Source organism: Burkholderia sp. JKS000303 (genome assembly GCF_002563755.1).
In the GTDB taxonomy this organism is placed as follows: domain Bacteria; phylum Pseudomonadota; class Gammaproteobacteria; order Burkholderiales; family Burkholderiaceae; genus Burkholderia; species Burkholderia anthina_B.
In genome coordinates this window covers 4,046,261-4,061,883 of sequence record NZ_PDBZ01000001.1, presented here as the reverse complement: position 1 = coordinate 4,061,883, position 15,623 = coordinate 4,046,261, and the positions used below count along the sequence as shown (strand labels likewise).

The window sequence follows — 15,623 nt, the reverse complement described above, 5'->3', positions numbered from 1 at the left end:
CGTGTGTCGATCCGGACAATCCGGCGCATGAACACACGATCCTCTCCCCGATGCCCATTCGCCGCGGACGCCGCCGGCGCGTTGCCCGCCCGTCATCCGCCCGGCGTGTGGCCGCCGGGGCCGCGCGCCGGCCTGACGGGGTGGCGGCTGTTACGTGCGATGTCGCGCGACCTGACCGGTGCGCTCGCGGGCTGGCAGCGTGCGCATGGCGACGTCGTGCACCTGCGCATGCGGCCCGAACAGGCGGTGGTCGTGACCGATCCCGAACTCGTGCGTGAACTGCTCGTCACGCATCACGATGCACTCGTGCGCTGGGAGCGCGGCATCCGCGTGTTTTCCCAGGTGCACGGACACAGCGTGCTGGTCGCCGAAGGCGATGCATGGCGCGACAAGCGGCATGCGTTGCAGCCGAATTTCATGCCGAAACCGGTGCAGGCCTTCGTGCCGGCGATCGCCGCGACCGCCGGTCAGGCGCTCGCGCGGTGGCCCGCGCACGACGCGCACTGGCCAATCGAAAGCGCGCTGACGTCGCTGGCGATGGACGTGATCATGCGCACGATGTTTTCGGACGCGATCGGCGCGGAGGCGCGGGTTGCCGAGGACGCCGTGCGCACGGTGGGCGCGGCGGCGAACGCGGAGTTCTACCAGCCGGCCAGCGCGCCGGACTGGATGCCGTGGAAGCGCGGCAAGGCGAGGGCGTTGGCGGTGCTGAACGGGTTGATCGACCGGCAGTTGCGGGCCCGTCTCGATCTGCCGGCGCAGGACTGGCCCGACGATCTGCTGTCGCGCCTGTTGCACCTGCACCGTGCCGATGCACACGTCTGGCCGCTGCAGGCCGTGCACGACGAGTGCATGACCGCCTTCCTGGCCGGCCACGAGACGGCCGCGGCCACGTTGACCTGGTGGGCCTGGAACATGGCCGCGAATCCGGCCGCGCAGGCCACCGCGCGCGACGAGGTCGTGCGCGTGCTCGGCGATCGCGCGCCGAGCGCCGACACGCGCCCGGCGTTGCGCTACCTGACGCAGACGCTCGAGGAAACGATGCGCCTGTATCCGGCCGCGCCGATCCTGATCAGCCGTCGCGCCGTGCGGCCGGTCGCGCTGGGCGCGTGGCAGTTTCCCGCGCGCACGCTGTTCATGCTGCCGATTCAGCTGATGCATCACGATGCGCGCTGGTTTCCGGAGCCGCACGCATTCCGCCCCGAGCGCTTCGCCGACGATGCGCCGGCGATCCCGCGCGGCGCGTACATGCCGTTCGGGACGGGGCCGCGCGTGTGCCTCGGCCAGCATCTGGCGATGACGGAAATGACGGTGGTGGCCGCGATGATCCTGCAGCGGCACGTGCTGGCGATGCCGCCGGGTACGCCGCCGCCGCGACCGGTGCTGAACGTGACGCTGCGGCCGGCGCAGCCGTTGCATCTGACGATCGCGCCGACGGGGCTGACGGCCGTTACGGTCTCCGCATGACAGGGGCAAGAGCGGTCGATTCGACCCGGCCTGCCTCGCGCGAGCGACTGCCGTTCGCGCGATTCGGCGTCATCGAATCGTCGGAATGTGAGCGCATGCCGGCAACGGCTTGCGGCGCCCCTGGCGCGGCATCGCGCAGCACCTATGCTTGAAGGGCCCAGGCCGGGCGGAGCCCAAGGAGGACGATCATGCGCATGCTTCTCAACATACGAATCCCTCACGAGCCGTTCAACACGCTGGTGCGTGACGGCAGCGTCGGCGACGTGATCTCGCGAATACTCGAAGCGGTCAAGCCGGAGGCCGTGTATTTCACGGAGCAGCACGGCGCGCGCGGCGCGGTCGCGATCGTCAATCTGGATGACCCGTCGCAGATCCCCGCGCTCGCGGAGCCGTGGTTCCTGATGTTGAATGCGGACTGCGAATTCCGTGTGGTGATGCTGCCGGACGATCTCCGGAACGCCGGGCTTGCGCAACTCGGCGCGAAGTGGAAGTAGCAGGAAACTGCGCATGACCATGCCCCGCCCGACAACCGGGCGGGACGCATGGCGTGGCGTTCGCGTGCCGACTATCGCGCAGGCTGTGACGGCTCGACGTGGGCCGCTTGCCTGTCTTTCGGTCGCAACAGCAATAGCAGGCCGCTCAGTGCCGCCGCACTGAGGAAAACGAAAAGGCACCGCGCGTTCCACGCGTTCAGGCTGTCGGATGCCGAGCCTCCGGCACTCCCGGCCGCGGCGCCGGCTTCCAGCAGGAACGTGAAGACGGCAGGCACCGGCGCCGAGCCGAGGTACGCCAGGAACGCGAACTGCAGCCGGCCCCGGGTCAGGATCGACCAGACATCGTTTCCTGTCAGCCACGCGATCAGCACCACGGGCGGCACGAGCACGATCGACGCGGCGCTGATGGCGCACAGAAGCAACCAGCCAAGTCCGATGAGCGGAATGAGCGACATGAATCGGGTTTCCTGTTTCGGGGCAATGTTGTTGTCGACGGAACCTGCGTGACCGCTTCACCGGATGACCACGGCTCGCGGCGATTCACGGATCGTGCCCGATGCCGCGCCCGTTGCCATCCGTCCTGGGCGATGCACTCATACGGCCGCATCTTCCCCCAGCGCCTGGATGAACCGCGAGAACAACTCCGGTTGCGACGAGATCCCGAGCTTCGCGTAAAGGTGCCGGCGATGCACCTTCACCGTCTCCGGTGAAATCGCGAGCCGCTCCGCGATCGCCTTCGACGAATTGCCGCGCAGCACCATGCGTGCGATCGACATCTCGCGATCGGTCAGCACACCCGCGCCGAAACGCGCGAGCGCCTGCTCGACGCGCGCGCCGAGGTCGGTGTCGGGCATGGCGCGTGCGGCATCACCCACCAGCCGCCAGTGTTGCCGGATCACCGCGAGCACCCACGGCATCGCGGCCGTCAGCTTGCCGAGCGGCTCGACGTCGAAGCGTGCAGCCGCACCGAGCGACAGCGACAGCAGCGTGTCGGGGTTCGGTCGCAGCAGGATCTGGATCTCGTCGTCGCCGACCGCATCGCGGAAATAGCTGAGGAAATATTCGCTCTGCCGGAACAGGTCGGGCGCGACTTCCTCGAGCCGGTAGCAGCCGTCGGCGAGCCCGTCGTGCGCGGCCTGCAGGAACGGGTCGAGCAGATATAACCCATTGAGGTAAAGCGGCACCGGCGACGCGCTGTCGGTGCCGCCCGTGTCGTATTCGTCGAGCACGAGCGGCACGCCGTCGCGGCCGATCGCGGTCGCGAGCGCATTGTCGAACGGCACCATTTCGTTGAGCAGCAGCACCAGGAAACGCCAGAAGCGCGGCTGGCCGAGATGATCGATGGTGCGGCCAAGCGCCTGGTGCATCGCGATTTCGGAGAAGAGTCGATCCATACCACCACCGGAGGGCGTAACACGAAGGGGGAATAGCGGTCCTGAATTTGGCTTCCTAGACTGCCACGCAATCCATCGGGCCCGAGTATGGGCGTTCAAAAAAAAGCAGCATAGGCGCACAGGAGAACGAAATGGCGATGATGTCGGAATCGACGGGCACGCTGCAAGCGACGCCTGCAACGGAAGACGCGCCGCGCGCGTTGTCGCAGACGCTCAGCGTGCGCGACGCAGTGATGATCACCGTGTCGGGCGTGACGCCGGCCAGCTCGATCTTCGTGATCGCGCCGTTCGCGATCCAGCAGGCGGGCAGCGGCGCGGTGCTGTCGTTCGTGCTCGGCGGCGTGCTCGCGCTGGCGTTCGCGCTCTGCTATGCGGAGTTGAGCGCCGCGCACCGCAGCGCGGGCGGCGAGTACGTGATGGCCAAGCGCGTGTTCGGCACGCTGCCCGGCTACCTGACCTTCATCACGGTGCTGTCCGTCAGCGTGTTCATTCCGGCCGTGCTCGCGAGCGGCGCCGCGCCGTACCTGAACAACGCGCTCGGCACGCACTTCAGCAACCAGTCGGTCGCGTTGACGATCGTGCTGCTCAGCTACGTGCTCGGGATGCTGAACATCAAGACGAACGCGTGGATCACCGGCGCGTTCCTCGTCGTCGAGATCGGCGTGCTGATGCTGATCGCGGGGCTCGGCTTCGGCTCCCCGCATCGCGGCGCGGACGTGCTGGTCGCGCCGGTCGTCGTGAGCGGCACTGCGCTGGTGCCCGCCACGCTCGCGGCGATCGTGCCGGCGATCGGCACGGCGATCTTCTGCTACAACGGCTTCGGCTCCGCCGCGTATCTCGCGGAAGACCTGCGCGGCGGCAACCGCAACGTCGCGAAGGCGGTGATCTATTCGTTGCTGGTGATCCTCGTCGTCGAACTGGTGCCGCTCACGGCCATCGTGCTCGGCGCGCCGTCGCTCACGGAGCTGACGAAGAGCGCCGACCCGATCGGCTACGTCGTGCGTTCGCTGAGCAATCCGGTGGTGTCGCGCATCGTCAGCGGCGGGATCTTCCTGTCGGTGTTCAACGCGATCATCGCGATCGTGATCACGATGGGGCGCCTGCTCTACAGCAGCGGCCGCCATGAGCTCTGGTCGCGCGCCTGCAACCGCGCATTCTCGACGATCCATCCGCGCCTCGAATCGCCGTGGCTCGCGACGCTCGCACTGGCGGTGCCGTCGGCGGGGCTGGTGTTCGTGTCGAGCCTCGACGAGCTGACCGCATTCACGGTCGACCTGCTGCTGCTGATCTACCTCGTCGTCGGGCTGGCCGCGCTGGCGAGCCGGTACGTGCGCCGCGACGTCGAGCATCATTACCGGATGCCGCTGTGGCCCGTGACGCCGCTCGTCGCGGTGGCGGGCGCCGCATACACGCTCTACACGACGCTGGCGACGGCAACCAAGTCGACCGACCTGCTCATCATCGGCGGGCTACTGGTCGCCGCGCTCGTGATGTACGGCGTCTGGGCGCGCCACAGCGATGCGTTCCGCTCGCTCTGAACATCGCGTCGAAACCTTGTCATACCGAAACATCGAACCATTGAAAGACTGGAGGAACTGCATCATGCGCACGAGGGATCTCGGCATCCGCATCGGACTCGGCACGCCGGGCCGCTTCAACGCGATCACGGACGTACCGGGCGTGCGGGTCGGACATTGCACGCTGCAAGTCGAGAACGGCGACGCGTCGATCCGCACCGGCGTCACCGTGATCGAACCGCGCGCGCTCGCCGCGCACGATTCACCGTGCTTCGCGGGCGTCCACGTGTTGAACGGCAACGGCGATGCGACGGGGCTCGAATGGATCCGCGAGGCCGGCCTGCTGACGACGCCGATCGCCTATACGAACACCCACAGCGTCGGCGCGGTACGCGATGCGCTGGTCGCGAACGAGCGCAAAGCGGCGGCCGGCCGCGTGTACTGGTGCATGCCGGTCGTGATGGAAACCTACGACGGCTTGCTCAACGACATCTGGGGGCAGCACGTGAGCGCCGCGCACGTGCAGCGTGCGCTGGCCGACGCGCAGTCGGGGCCGGTCGCCGAAGGCGGCGTGGGCGGCGGCACCGGCATGATCTGCCACGAGTTCAAGGGCGGCATCGGCACCGCGTCGCGCGTGACCGCGGCCGATGCGGGCGGCTGGACCGTCGGCGCGCTCGTGCAGGCGAACTACGGCGTGCGCGAGATGCTGCGCGTGGCCGGCTATCCGGTCGGCGAAGTGCTGCGCCACGTGCATTCGCCGTTTCGTGCGGCCGATGCGCGGGGCGAAGCCGGGATGGGTTCGATCGTCGTCACGATCGCGACCGACGCGCCGCTGCTGCCGCATCAGTGCACGCGCCTCGCGCAGCGCGCGAGCGTCGGGCTGGCGCGCGTGGGCGGCGGCACCGAGGATTCGAGCGGCGACATCTTCCTTGCGTTCGCAACGGGCAACGACGGGCTGCCGGCCGCGAACTACGGCAGCAAGGGCGCGCCGACGACCGACGTGCGGATGGTGAACAACGACCACATCTCCGCGCTGTTCGTCGCGGCGGCGGAAGCGGTGGAAGAGGCGATCGTGAATGCGCTGGTGGCGGGCGGCGACGTCGCGTCGCGCGGGGCGCGGGTCGAAGGGCTGGGGCAGGCGCGCTTGCTGGATGCGTTGCGCGAAGTGGGGTGGCGGCCGGGGCGCGGCGCCTGAAACGGCATGCGCCGCTTCAACAGCGGCGTGGCGTGCGGTCTTGTTGCGGGAGCGACGATCGGCCGGCTCGCCGTGCGTTCGCGCATGCGCTGCGCGAGCGGCGGGCCTGGCCGTGACGACGCGTCATGCTCAGCTGCCGAAGTAGATGTTGCAGAAGCTGACCGGGCCGACGCATGCGTTCGGGTCTTCCTGCTTCGATTGCGCACGATCGACGCGGCCGGCAGCCTGGATGGCTTCGGCGCGGTTCGCCTGCTGTTGCGCGAGCTCGGCCGGCGCAGGCTGTGCGTGTGCGACAGCAGCGGTGAGCGAAAGGGCAACGAGGGCGAGGTGCAGCGGCTTCATTTGGGTTTCTCCTGGGTGATTGCCAGTCTCGCTGGCAGTGAGGAAACTATAGGCTCGCACTGCTTGAAGATTAATCGCCGCGGGTGCAGAGCTTATTTCCAAACGGAACAAGGATGACGTTGTGCGCACCGATCGCCGTCGACGTTCAATGACGGTGATGGTTGAACGGTGCGTCCTTGTCCAGCAGCGCGCTGCGGATGAAGTGCAGGCAGCCGACGATGCGCTGCATGCGATGACGCGCTTCGGGCACGGCATACCACGCATGCAGCGTGTGCTGCGCCGCGCGGATCGCCAGGTTCACCGATTTCAGCGTGCGGGCGTGGTGGCTCGGCGTCGGATCGTCGAAGAAGCGCGGCAGCGCGTGCAGCACCGCGTCGATCGACGCGGTCCAGTGCAGCGTCTGCGGCGGTTTCGCGTCGCAGAATGCATGCAGCTCGTCGCGCAGGTCGATCACCGCGTGACCGACTTCGAGCGTCGCCAGCATCCAGCGCAGCGCGTCGCGATGCTGGCGCGTGCGTTGCACGAGCAGCGTGCGAAGCTGCGCCATCAGGTCGTGCGTGCTCGACTGGAAGCGCGGCGCGAGGCCGTCCCGCACGCCTTCGCATGCGAGCGTGACCTGGCGGCGCAGGTCGTGCGCGATGCGGCCCGTGAGCCACGGCATGCGGGTCGGAAACACGACGGCGAACACGATCGAGCACGCGAACATCGCGACGACGATCGCCAAGCCGTTGTTGATCAGCACCTCGGGCGTGTACGCGACGGCATTGTCGGGGCCCGCGAGCAGGCAGAAGAACACCGCGAAGCCGATCCCGTAGCCGGACAGGCCCGGGCGCATCGCGAGAAACGCGCTGAGACCGAGCACCGGTGCGAGCACCGCGCACAGTAGCGGAAAGCCGTCGATGTTCGGATACACGTAGCAGAGGAACACGTAACCGACGGCGGTCGCGAACGCCGCGCCGACGCCCATCTGCGCGACGAACTTCGGCGCGCGCGGCGACGTCGAGCTCAGCGCGCACGCGATGGCGGTGGCAATCACGGCGAGCGAGCCGCTCGGCCATTCGGACGCGAGCCAGAACGCGCTCATCGCGCCGACGGCGACGAGCGTGCGCAGGAACGCGAAGCCGACGAAGAACGCATTGGTCTTCACCGCGTAGTGCGTGACCGAGCGTTCGAGCGCGTGATTGTCCTGGTCGAGCGACGCATAGGTGTCGGCATAGCCGAGGTATTCGCCGATGAAGCGGTACATCAGCTCGATCGCGGTATCGAAGTCGAGCACGCCGCCGGCCGCGTGCGCTTCGATCTCGCGGCGCGTCGCGCGCGCGGCCTTCGGCAGCGCGTCGTGAAAGCGGCGCAGTTCGAGCAGCGCGCCGGTCGTCGATGCGATGCCGCGCTGGCGCTCGTCGCGCAACGCGGTGATCCGGTGCGCGAGCGCGTCGAGATGCGGGGCGAGCGCGTCGAGCACGGCGTCCGACCGGTTCGCGCGCAGGCGTTTGATGAGTTGGTGCAGCGCATGCAGCCGCGTGCACGCGTTCATGAATTCGCTGTTCAGCCGCGCGAGCCGGCGGCTGCGCGCACGAATATGCGGATCCTCGAACGACGCGAAGGCACGATTGGCCTCGAAACCGACGATCTCGTCGACGAAATCGGCAAAGCGCCGTTCGAAGTCGCCGCGTGCAAGTTCGCCCGACAGCGCGCCGGCCGCGAACGCCGGGAATTTCACGTGACGGGCGGTCAGCGTGCGCATCAGCGTCTTCGCGGAACTGAGCGGCAGGATCAGCGCGCTGACCGCGCCGGAACAGGCGATGCCGAGCGCGACTTCCCCGGCGCGCGTGAGCGCCGACTGGAACAGCGTCTGAGGCGTCATCACCGAGGGCAGGCCGATCAGCGCGGCCGTGTAGCCGGCGAGCACGAACCCGTACCAGCGGAAGTGGCGGTTGCGCACCGCGAGCGCGATGCAGGCGCCGATCCACAGCGTGATGCCGGCCATGTACAGCTCCGGCTGCTGCGCGAACAGCCCGCCGAGCGCGAGCGCGGCGACGAGGCCGGCGGCCGTGCCGAGCACGCGGTAGAAGCTCTTCGCGAACACCATCCCCGACAGCGGCTGCATCAGCACGAACACGGTCGTCATTGCCGTACGCGGCTGCGACATCTCGAGCCGCATCGCAATGCCCATCGCCAGCAGCGCGGCGAGCACGGTTTTCGCGAGGTGCAGCCAGATAAGGCCGTCGCTCGTGGCCCAGTCGCGCGCCGCGTCGCCGAGCGGATCCAGCCATTTCCTCCATCGTGCCGGTTCGATGGAAGGTCGCTCGATCGCAGGTTGTGGCTTCATGAAAGAAAAAGGGCGCGTGCGGTGCCGCGGCGCGTCCGGACGGGTCCGTTCGACTGTTGAGGCGCCGATTGTAGGAGCGCGGCGCGCGCGCATTAACGCAGCTACGGGGAAACGATAGTTGCAGACCACGTAACAATCTGTCGCACCCGCTGGAGGAAAATAGCGGTTCCGCTACCGGTGCTCACAGGAATGGATACCTTACAAAACATGCGGGTGTTTACGCGCGTCGTCGAGACGGGCAGTTTCACCGCGGCCGCGCAATCGCTGAATTCGACGACGGGCGCGATGTCGCGCGCGGTTTCGGAGCTCGAGGCGCGCCTGCGCACCCGCCTGATGAATCGCTCGACGCGCCGTCTCGCGCTGACGTCGGCCGGCGAAAGCTATCTGCGGCGCTGCCGCCAGATCCTCGCCGACGTCGATCGCGCGGAAGAAGAAGCGAGCTGTGCGCACGAACGGCCGGCCGGCGTGCTGCGCATGCACAGCTTCGCGAGCGTCGGCCATCACTACGTGATGCCCGCGCTCACGCGGTATCACACGCAGTTTCCGGACGTGTCGATCGAGCTGTCGCTGTCGCAGCGCATGCCCGACCTGTTCGACGGCACGAGCGACATGGCGGTCGTGACCGCGTCGTCGCTGCCCGATTCGGAACTCGTGTCGCACCTGCTCGGCTCGACCTTCAGCATCCTGTGTGCGTCGCCCGAGTACGTGAAGCGGCACGGCGCGCCGGTACGCCCGCAGGATCTCGGCGCGCATGCGTGCCTGACGCTCTGCACGCCGGCCTTTCCGACCCACGAATGGGTGCTCGAAGGGGCCGACGGCGTCGAGCAGATCCACGTCACCGGGCCGGTGCAGACCAACACCGCCGAATCGCTCGCGCTCGCGATCCGCGACGGCATCGGGATCGGCATGCTGCCGCTGTATTCGGCGATCGACGCGCTGCACGACGGCACGCTCGTGCGCGTGCTGCCGGGGCACATCCTGCAGAAGATGAACGTGTATGCGCTGTATCCGTCGCGCCGTTTCGTCGACGCGAAGGTGCGCACGTGGGTCGAGATGCTGCGTGCGCAGGTGCCGGGCATGATTGCGCGCGACGTCGACATGCTCAACGCGATCGGCCGCGAAGCGCAGGCCGCCTGAGCGCGAACCGGCCGGACGCTGAACGCTTCGTCCGGCCCGATCGTTTCATCCCGGTTCTTCAATACGCGCGCCGCCCGCAGCAGACCTTCGATGCGGGCGGCGCGTGTCGTCACGTCGTTACAGCGTGGGCTTCGCCGCGCCGGATTCCGTTGCCGGCGCACCTGCCGGGCCGTATGCGGCTTGCGCGGCGTCGCGCTTCGCATTCAGGCGAGCCTGGGCGGCGAGGATGTCTTCCGGATAGTTGCCCACTTCACCGCGCGCCGGGTTGTAGCCGACCGACTCAAGATCGACCAGTTCCTGCAGCACCTGCGCGCGCGTGACGTGCGATGGGGCCGACTGGGCGAACGACAGGACCGGTGCAGCAAGCAGCACGGCAGCGGCGGCGGTAACGACGAGCGATTTCACGATGTTCTCCTGTAGACGGGGTGTGGCCGGTTCGGCGATCGAGGTTCGATCCGAACCGCTGACGTCAGTCTAGGCAGCGCGCGCCATCACAAAAACCCCGATTCCAGGCAGGCATCTTTCCAGATGGCACAACATTGGCGAGCGCCGCCCGCGTCGAACGAACCCGCCGGGTGCGGCCGGTTCGCTGCCGGCGGGCAACGCTTGCCGATGCCGATGCCGATGCCGATCAGAACCGCGTGCGCATGCCGATCGTGCCGACGATCTGGTTCGCGGTGCTCGATGCGCCACCCGACGTGTTGATGAACGCCTGGTAGCCGCGGCCCGATGCGTGCTGATACATCGCCTCCGCGTACACGTCGGTGCGGCGCGACAGCTTGTACACGGCCTGCAGGTCGACCTGGTGCCACTTCGGATCGGTGCCGTGCTTGCTGTCCGGGTTCGATACGGTGGCGTCCGTGTACACGTATGCCGCGCCGAGGCTGACGGCCGGCGTGACCGCATAGCGCACGTTTACGTCGAAGTTGTTGAACGCGACCTGGCCGGTCGAGCCGAACGAACCCGAGTTGTCGTACTGCGAGCGCGTATAGACGAAGCCGACCGTCGCCGGGCCGAACACGTAGCCGATGCCGCCGCCGTACGCACGCATGCGATCCGCGCCGACCGACCAGCCACCCTGGCTCACGCTTTTCGCTTCGGCCACGTCGGTCGCGCCGGCGCTCGCGCTCGTCGAGCCCTTCGTGCCGTTCATCTGCAGATAAGCGCCGGCCAGCTTCAACGGGCCGTTCGTGTAGCTCGCCGCGACGCTGTACGCACGGTTGCCGGCGAAGTTCGTCGAATTCGAGAAGCCGTACAGCGCGCCGACCTTGAAGCCGGCGATCGTGTCGCTCGTGTACTTGACCGCGTTGTTGATGCGCACCGAATGGTTCAGGTTGTCGTTGTCGAACGGATGCGCGAAGCCCGTGTCGCCGAAGTCGCCGGACGTGGCGGACAGCGGCGCGACGAAGTCGACCATCGTGTCGTACTGGCGGCCGAGCGTCAGCGTGCCGTAGCCGTTGCCGCTCAGGCCGACGTATGCGTGGCGGCCGAACAGCTTGCCGTCCTGGCCGAGCGCGCCGTTGTTCGCGTTGAAGCCGTTCTCCAGCACGAACAGCGCCTTCACGCCGCCGCCGAGATCCTCGGTGCCGCGCAGGCCGAAGCGGCTGCCGTTGATCGTGCCGGTGGCCATGCGCCACTGGGCCGCGCCGCCGACGTTGTTGGTGTACGCGATGCCGGCGTCGATCAGGCCGTACAGCGTGACCGAGCTCTGCGCATGGGCGAGCGGGGCGAACAGCACGACGGTGCATGCGACGGTAGCGGTGGTTTTTTTCATGTAAGGACTCCTGCGTGTGGGTCTGTCGATCAAGTTCGGCGCAAGTGTAGGGGCGCGTTCGCCTGATTCCGGCGATGAGGGCCCGAGTGCACCATTGCGAGTCGCGCAAGAGTGCGTCACACGGCGTTCACAAACCGGCTCGCGCTCAGCGGGGCATGGGTTTTCGCCCGAAATGCGGCATGTGGCGCGCGATGGCCGCGCACCCCGTGTCGCGCATCGACAACACGCGCGTTGCCTGGGATGGGAGTTGATCGCCGCCGCGCGTGCGTGGAGAATGGGCAATCCGACGACACGATCCGGAGACACCCCATGACCACGCCTCGCCGTCCGTCCTTCAGCGCCGCGCTGTGCTATCGCGATCCGAAAGCCGCGCTCGCGTGGCTCGAGCGCGCATTCGGCTTCCAGCGCTGGATCGTCGTCACCACGCCGGAAGGCGACATCGCACACGCCGAAATGAAATTCGGCGACGGTGTCGTCATGGTCGGCGGTTCGTGGGCCGATTTCATCGCGTCGCCGGAAGACACCGGCGACCGGAACACGCAGAACGTCCACGTGCATCTTCCCGACGACGCGGACATCGACGCGCATTGCGAACGCGCGCGTGCCGCCGGCGCGGAGATCCTGCAGGCGCCGGCCGACCAGTTCTACGGCGAGCGCGTGTATCGCGCCCGCGACCCGGGCCGGCACGTATGGACGTTCGGCAAGCACGTGCGCGATGTGTCGAACGACGAGATGAGCGCGGCGACCGGCCTGACGATCGAGGATTTCAGATAACGGCCGGACGCGTTGCCCGAGCCGGTTTTCCCCACCACGCGGCCCGCCGGGGCCGCATGACGCCTGGACCCACATGAACCTGTTCAATACCCGCCTGCGCGGCCGCGACGGACTGTTCACGATCGGCATCGACGCCGGCAAGATCGCGCGGATCGACGCGCAAACCGCACTGGTCACGCCCGTCGGCGCCGACGACGTCGATGCGGGCGGGCGCCTCGCGATCCCGCCGCTCGTCGAGCCGCATATCCATCTCGATGCCGTGCTCACCGCTGGCGAGCCGGCCTGGAACATGAGCGGCACGCTGTTCGAGGGGATCGAGCGCTGGGCTGAACGCAAGGCGACGATCACGCACGAAGATACGAAGACGCGTGCGCACACGGCGATCGGCATGCTGCGCGATCACGGCATCCAGCACGTGCGCACGCACGTCGACGTCACCGATCCGACGCTGGCCGCGCTGAAGGCGATGCTCGAAGTGAAGGACGAGGCGCGCGGGCTGATCGACCTGCAGATCGTCGCGTTTCCGCAGGAAGGCATCGAGTCGTTCGACGACGGGCGCGCGTTGATGGAGCAGGCGATCGAGCTCGGCGCGGACGTCGTCGGCGGGATTCCGCATTTCGAGAACACGCGCGAGCAGGGCGTCAGCTCGATCCGCTTCCTGATGGATCTGGCCGAGCGCACCGGATGTCTCGTCGACGTGCACTGCGACGAGACCGACGATCCGCATTCGCGCTTTCTCGAAGTGCTCGCGGAAGAAGCGCGCGTGCGCGGGATGGGCGCGCGCGTGACGGCGAGCCACACGACCGCGATGGGTTCATACGACAACGCGTATTGCTCGAAGCTGTTCCGCCTGCTCAAGCGCGCGGGGCTCAACTTCATTTCGTGCCCGACCGAGAGCATCCACCTGCAGGGGCGCTTCGACACGTTTCCAAAGCGGCGCGGCGTCACGCGCGTCGCGGAGCTCGACCGCGCGGGCCTGAACGTGTGCTTCGGGCAGGATTCGATCAAGGATCCGTGGTATCCGCTCGGCAACGGCAACATCCTGCGGGTGCTCGATGCGGGGCTCCATATCTGCCACATGATGGGCTACCAGGACCTGCAGCGCTGCCTCGACTTCGTGACCGATCACAGCGCGACGACGATGCATCTCGGCGACGGCTACGGGATCGCGGTCGGGCGCCCGGCGAACCTCGTCGTGCTCGACGCGGACAGCGATTACGAAGCGGTGCGCCGGCAGGCGAAAGCCACGCTGTCGGTGCGGCACGGGAAGGTGATCATGCGGCGCGAGCCGGAGCGGGTGACTTATCCGGAGTGAGGCGGCAGCGGCGGGGCACGATGCCCCGCTGTGGGGTGTCGTGGCTCTAGTATTCGAAAAATACATGAGTTGATCAGAAAAATACGTTTGTCTCATGAGATGTCGAAGCCTACGATGCGGTCCTGACAGCGGCGTGCAGGGTGCGCGCCGTCTTTTTCGATCCTCGTTCGCCGACCTCATGCGCCTCGATCTCCCTTCCGCTCCCGCGTCTGCTTCGCCGTCCACCAGCCCGTTCGCACGGATCGCCGTCGTCACGGTACTGACCGGCGTCGGCGCGGGCTTCGGCGGGATGCTGCTCGCGCTGCTGCTGCACGCGATCCAGCATGTCGCCTACGGCTACAGCCTCCCGCACGTGGTTGGCACCGAGAGCTTCCTCGCGGGCGTGTCCCAGGCCGATCCGCTGCGCAGGCTGGCGGTGCTGGTCGTGTGCGGGCTCGTCGCGGGCGGCGGCTGGTGGGCGCTTTACCGCTATGGGCGGCCGCTCGTCAGCATCCGCCGTGCGGTTCGCGCGGTCGACCCGCGGATGCCGTTCGTCAGCACGACGGTTCACGCGCTGCTGCAGATCGTCACCGTCGCGCTCGGCTCGCCGCTCGGCCGCGAAGTCGCGCCGCGCGAGATCGGTTCGCTGCTGGCCGGGCGGCTCGCGCACCGTGCGGGGCTCACGCCCGCCGACTGCCGGCTGATGGTCGCGTGCGGTGCGGGTGCCGGCCTCGCGGCCGTCTACAACGTGCCGCTCGGCGGTGCCGTGTTCGTGCTCGAAGTGCTGCTCGGCACGTTCGAGATGCGCGCGCTGGTGGTGGCGCTTGTCACGTCGGCGATCGCGGCGGTCGTCGCATGGATCGGTCTCGGCAACGAACACCAGTACGTGGTGCCGCCGTTCGTGCTGAGCACGCCGCTCGTCGTCTGGTCGATCGTCTGCGGGCCGTTGTTCGGCTTCGCCGGATACGGCTTCGTGCGGCTCACGACCCGCGCACGGGCCGATGCGCCGAAGGGCCGGCTGCTGCCGGTGCTCGCGCTGATCAACTTCGCGGTGATCGGTGTGCTGGCGATGCGGTTTCCGCAACTGCTCGGCAATGGCAAGGGACCGGCTTCGCTGGGATTCGACGGCTCGCTGACGATCGGTCTTGCCGCTGCGCTGCTCGTGCTGAAGGTGCTGGTCGAGGCGGGCAGTTTGCGCGCGGGCGCCGAGGGCGGGTTGCTGACGCCGGGCCTGGCGAATGGCGCGCTGCTGGGTGTCGTGCTCGGCGGGCTGTGGAGCCTCGTGTGGCCGGGTGCGTCGATCGGCGGATGCGCGCTGATCGGTGCGACCGCGTTTCTTGCCGCGTCGATGCAGATGCCGATCACGGCCGTCGTGCTGCTGCTCGAATTCACGCATGCGAATCACGACAGCCTCGTGCCGATGCTGCTGGCCGTGGCCGGTTCGCTCGTTGCGTATCGGTTCGCGCAGAAGCTGGCGGAGCGGCGTGCGAGTGCGATGACGATGGTCGGTACGCCGGCGACGGCGGCTCGCTGAACTGCATGCCGGGTGACAGGTGTGTTGCCGACAAGCCGGGCGGTCGGTCATTGACGCTCGGCATGATGGACGAGGCCATCGAGCGCGGTCGCTGGTTGCTCCGACCGGTGGCGCGCCATACGCCGAAGCACTGAACGCAAATCGCATCAAACAAGCCGAACGCCCGCCTGGTCAGCAGCCACGCGGGCGTTCTTGCGTCAGCGCGTTCCGCTTGAGCGCCGTCGATGGCGCGCCGATGTCCGGATCGAGCGACCGGCATGAAGCGGATTCGGCGGTCTCGGATTCATCCCGGCAAACGCAGGCGATCACATCGAGGCAAACCACGCGGTTCTGTGCAAGAATCCGCGCGATTCCGCGCATCGAACAACGAAC

At 67.8% G+C, this 15,623-nt stretch carries 14 protein-coding genes; 8 read left to right on the top strand and 6 right to left on the bottom strand.

Annotated elements, in window-relative coordinates:
• Positions 1-27 precede the first annotated feature (27 nt).
• On the top strand, positions 28-1,467 hold the full coding sequence (locus BX604_RS19135) for a cytochrome P450 (protein WP_098552178.1): 1,440 nt from the start codon (positions 28-30) through the stop codon (positions 1,465-1,467).
• A gap of 188 nt (positions 1,468-1,655) precedes the next feature.
• The gene (locus BX604_RS19130; RefSeq protein ID WP_098552177.1) at positions 1,656-1,961 is read left to right on the top strand and encodes a panthothenate synthetase; all 306 of its coding nucleotides are present in this window, start codon (positions 1,656-1,658) and stop codon (positions 1,959-1,961) included.
• Positions 1,962-2,032: 71 nt separating this feature from the next.
• Here the strand turns inward: BX604_RS19130 and BX604_RS19125 are convergent, their stop codons facing one another.
• Both BX604_RS19125 and BX604_RS19120 read right to left on the bottom strand, forming a co-directional pair.
• Positions 2,033-2,416: a hypothetical protein gene (locus tag BX604_RS19125; protein WP_098552176.1), complete on the bottom strand. Its 384-nt coding sequence runs from the start codon at positions 2,414-2,416 to the stop codon at positions 2,033-2,035.
• Between the two features lie 138 nt (positions 2,417-2,554).
• Positions 2,555-3,355 carry a helix-turn-helix transcriptional regulator gene (locus BX604_RS19120; protein ID WP_098552175.1) on the bottom strand — a complete coding sequence of 267 codons (801 nt, stop codon included), beginning with the start codon at positions 3,353-3,355 and terminating at the stop codon, positions 2,555-2,557.
• A gap of 131 nt (positions 3,356-3,486) precedes the next feature.
• Between BX604_RS19120 and BX604_RS19115 the strand changes: the two genes are divergently transcribed.
• A complete protein-coding gene (locus BX604_RS19115; RefSeq protein WP_098552174.1) occupies positions 3,487-4,893 on the top strand; it encodes an APC family permease in 1,407 nt (468 codons plus the stop codon).
• A gap of 64 nt (positions 4,894-4,957) precedes the next feature.
• Complete coding sequence (locus tag BX604_RS19110) at positions 4,958-6,067, top strand: P1 family peptidase (RefSeq protein ID WP_098552173.1); 1,110 nt, start codon at positions 4,958-4,960, stop codon at positions 6,065-6,067.
• Between the two features lie 129 nt (positions 6,068-6,196).
• On the opposite strand, the gene BX604_RS19105 is transcribed toward BX604_RS19110, so the two are convergent.
• Together BX604_RS19105 and BX604_RS19100 are read right to left on the bottom strand one after the other, a co-directional pair.
• Positions 6,197-6,409 (bottom strand): hypothetical protein, encoded by a 213-nt coding sequence (locus tag BX604_RS19105; protein ID WP_098552172.1) that lies wholly within the window; start codon positions 6,407-6,409, stop codon positions 6,197-6,199.
• Positions 6,410-6,554: 145 nt separating this feature from the next.
• A complete protein-coding gene (locus BX604_RS19100; RefSeq protein ID WP_098552171.1) occupies positions 6,555-8,738 on the bottom strand; it encodes an FUSC family protein in 2,184 nt (727 codons plus the stop codon).
• A gap of 189 nt (positions 8,739-8,927) precedes the next feature.
• Here BX604_RS19100 and BX604_RS19095 point away from each other — a divergent pair, with 189 nt between their 5' ends.
• Positions 8,928-9,875, top strand: coding sequence for a LysR family transcriptional regulator (locus BX604_RS19095; protein WP_098552170.1), 948 nt, complete (start codon positions 8,928-8,930; stop codon positions 9,873-9,875).
• Positions 9,876-9,992: 117 nt separating this feature from the next.
• On the opposite strand, the gene BX604_RS19090 is transcribed toward BX604_RS19095, so the two are convergent.
• Together BX604_RS19090 and BX604_RS19085 are read right to left on the bottom strand one after the other, a co-directional pair.
• A complete protein-coding gene (locus tag BX604_RS19090) occupies positions 9,993-10,280 on the bottom strand; it encodes a DUF4148 domain-containing protein (protein ID WP_098552169.1) in 288 nt (95 codons plus the stop codon).
• A gap of 226 nt (positions 10,281-10,506) precedes the next feature.
• The gene (locus BX604_RS19085) at positions 10,507-11,649 is read right to left on the bottom strand and encodes a porin (protein ID WP_096498768.1); all 1,143 of its coding nucleotides are present in this window, start codon (positions 11,647-11,649) and stop codon (positions 10,507-10,509) included.
• 309 nt (positions 11,650-11,958) lie between these two features.
• Here BX604_RS19085 and BX604_RS19080 point away from each other — a divergent pair, with 309 nt between their 5' ends.
• The 3 genes from BX604_RS19080 (at position 11,959) to BX604_RS19070 (ending at position 15,251) form a co-directional block, all read left to right on the top strand.
• Positions 11,959-12,423, top strand: a complete 465-nt coding sequence (locus tag BX604_RS19080) for a VOC family protein (protein WP_098552168.1) — start codon at positions 11,959-11,961, stop codon at positions 12,421-12,423.
• 73 nt (positions 12,424-12,496) lie between these two features.
• Positions 12,497-13,738: a cytosine deaminase gene (codA, locus tag BX604_RS19075; protein ID WP_098552167.1), complete on the top strand. Its 1,242-nt coding sequence runs from the start codon at positions 12,497-12,499 to the stop codon at positions 13,736-13,738.
• Between the two features lie 178 nt (positions 13,739-13,916).
• A complete protein-coding gene (locus BX604_RS19070) occupies positions 13,917-15,251 on the top strand; it encodes a chloride channel protein (protein ID WP_098552166.1) in 1,335 nt (444 codons plus the stop codon).
• Positions 15,252-15,623: the final 372 nt, after the last annotated feature.

Excerpts from the sequence above, each read along its gene's own strand:
- BX604_RS19135 (WP_098552178.1), top strand. The coding sequence starts at position 28 with ATGAACACACGATCCTCTCCCCGATGCCCATTCGCCGCGGACGCCGCC.
- BX604_RS19130 (WP_098552177.1), top strand. The coding sequence starts at position 1,656 with ATGCGCATGCTTCTCAACATACGAATCCCTCACGAGCCGTTCAACACG.
- BX604_RS19125 (WP_098552176.1), bottom strand. The coding sequence starts at position 2,416 with ATGTCGCTCATTCCGCTCATCGGACTTGGCTGGTTGCTTCTGTGCGCC.
- BX604_RS19120 (WP_098552175.1), bottom strand. The coding sequence starts at position 3,355 with ATGGATCGACTCTTCTCCGAAATCGCGATGCACCAGGCGCTTGGCCGC.
- BX604_RS19115 (WP_098552174.1), top strand. The coding sequence starts at position 3,487 with ATGGCGATGATGTCGGAATCGACGGGCACGCTGCAAGCGACGCCTGCA.
- BX604_RS19110 (WP_098552173.1), top strand. The coding sequence starts at position 4,958 with ATGCGCACGAGGGATCTCGGCATCCGCATCGGACTCGGCACGCCGGGC.
- BX604_RS19105 (WP_098552172.1), bottom strand. The coding sequence starts at position 6,409 with ATGAAGCCGCTGCACCTCGCCCTCGTTGCCCTTTCGCTCACCGCTGCT.
- BX604_RS19100 (WP_098552171.1), bottom strand. The coding sequence starts at position 8,738 with ATGAAGCCACAACCTGCGATCGAGCGACCTTCCATCGAACCGGCACGA.
- BX604_RS19095 (WP_098552170.1), top strand. The coding sequence starts at position 8,928 with ATGGATACCTTACAAAACATGCGGGTGTTTACGCGCGTCGTCGAGACG.
- BX604_RS19085 (WP_096498768.1), bottom strand. The coding sequence starts at position 11,649 with ATGAAAAAAACCACCGCTACCGTCGCATGCACCGTCGTGCTGTTCGCC.
- BX604_RS19080 (WP_098552168.1), top strand. The coding sequence starts at position 11,959 with ATGACCACGCCTCGCCGTCCGTCCTTCAGCGCCGCGCTGTGCTATCGC.
- codA (WP_098552167.1), top strand. The coding sequence starts at position 12,497 with ATGAACCTGTTCAATACCCGCCTGCGCGGCCGCGACGGACTGTTCACG.
- BX604_RS19070 (WP_098552166.1), top strand. The coding sequence starts at position 13,917 with ATGCGCCTCGATCTCCCTTCCGCTCCCGCGTCTGCTTCGCCGTCCACC.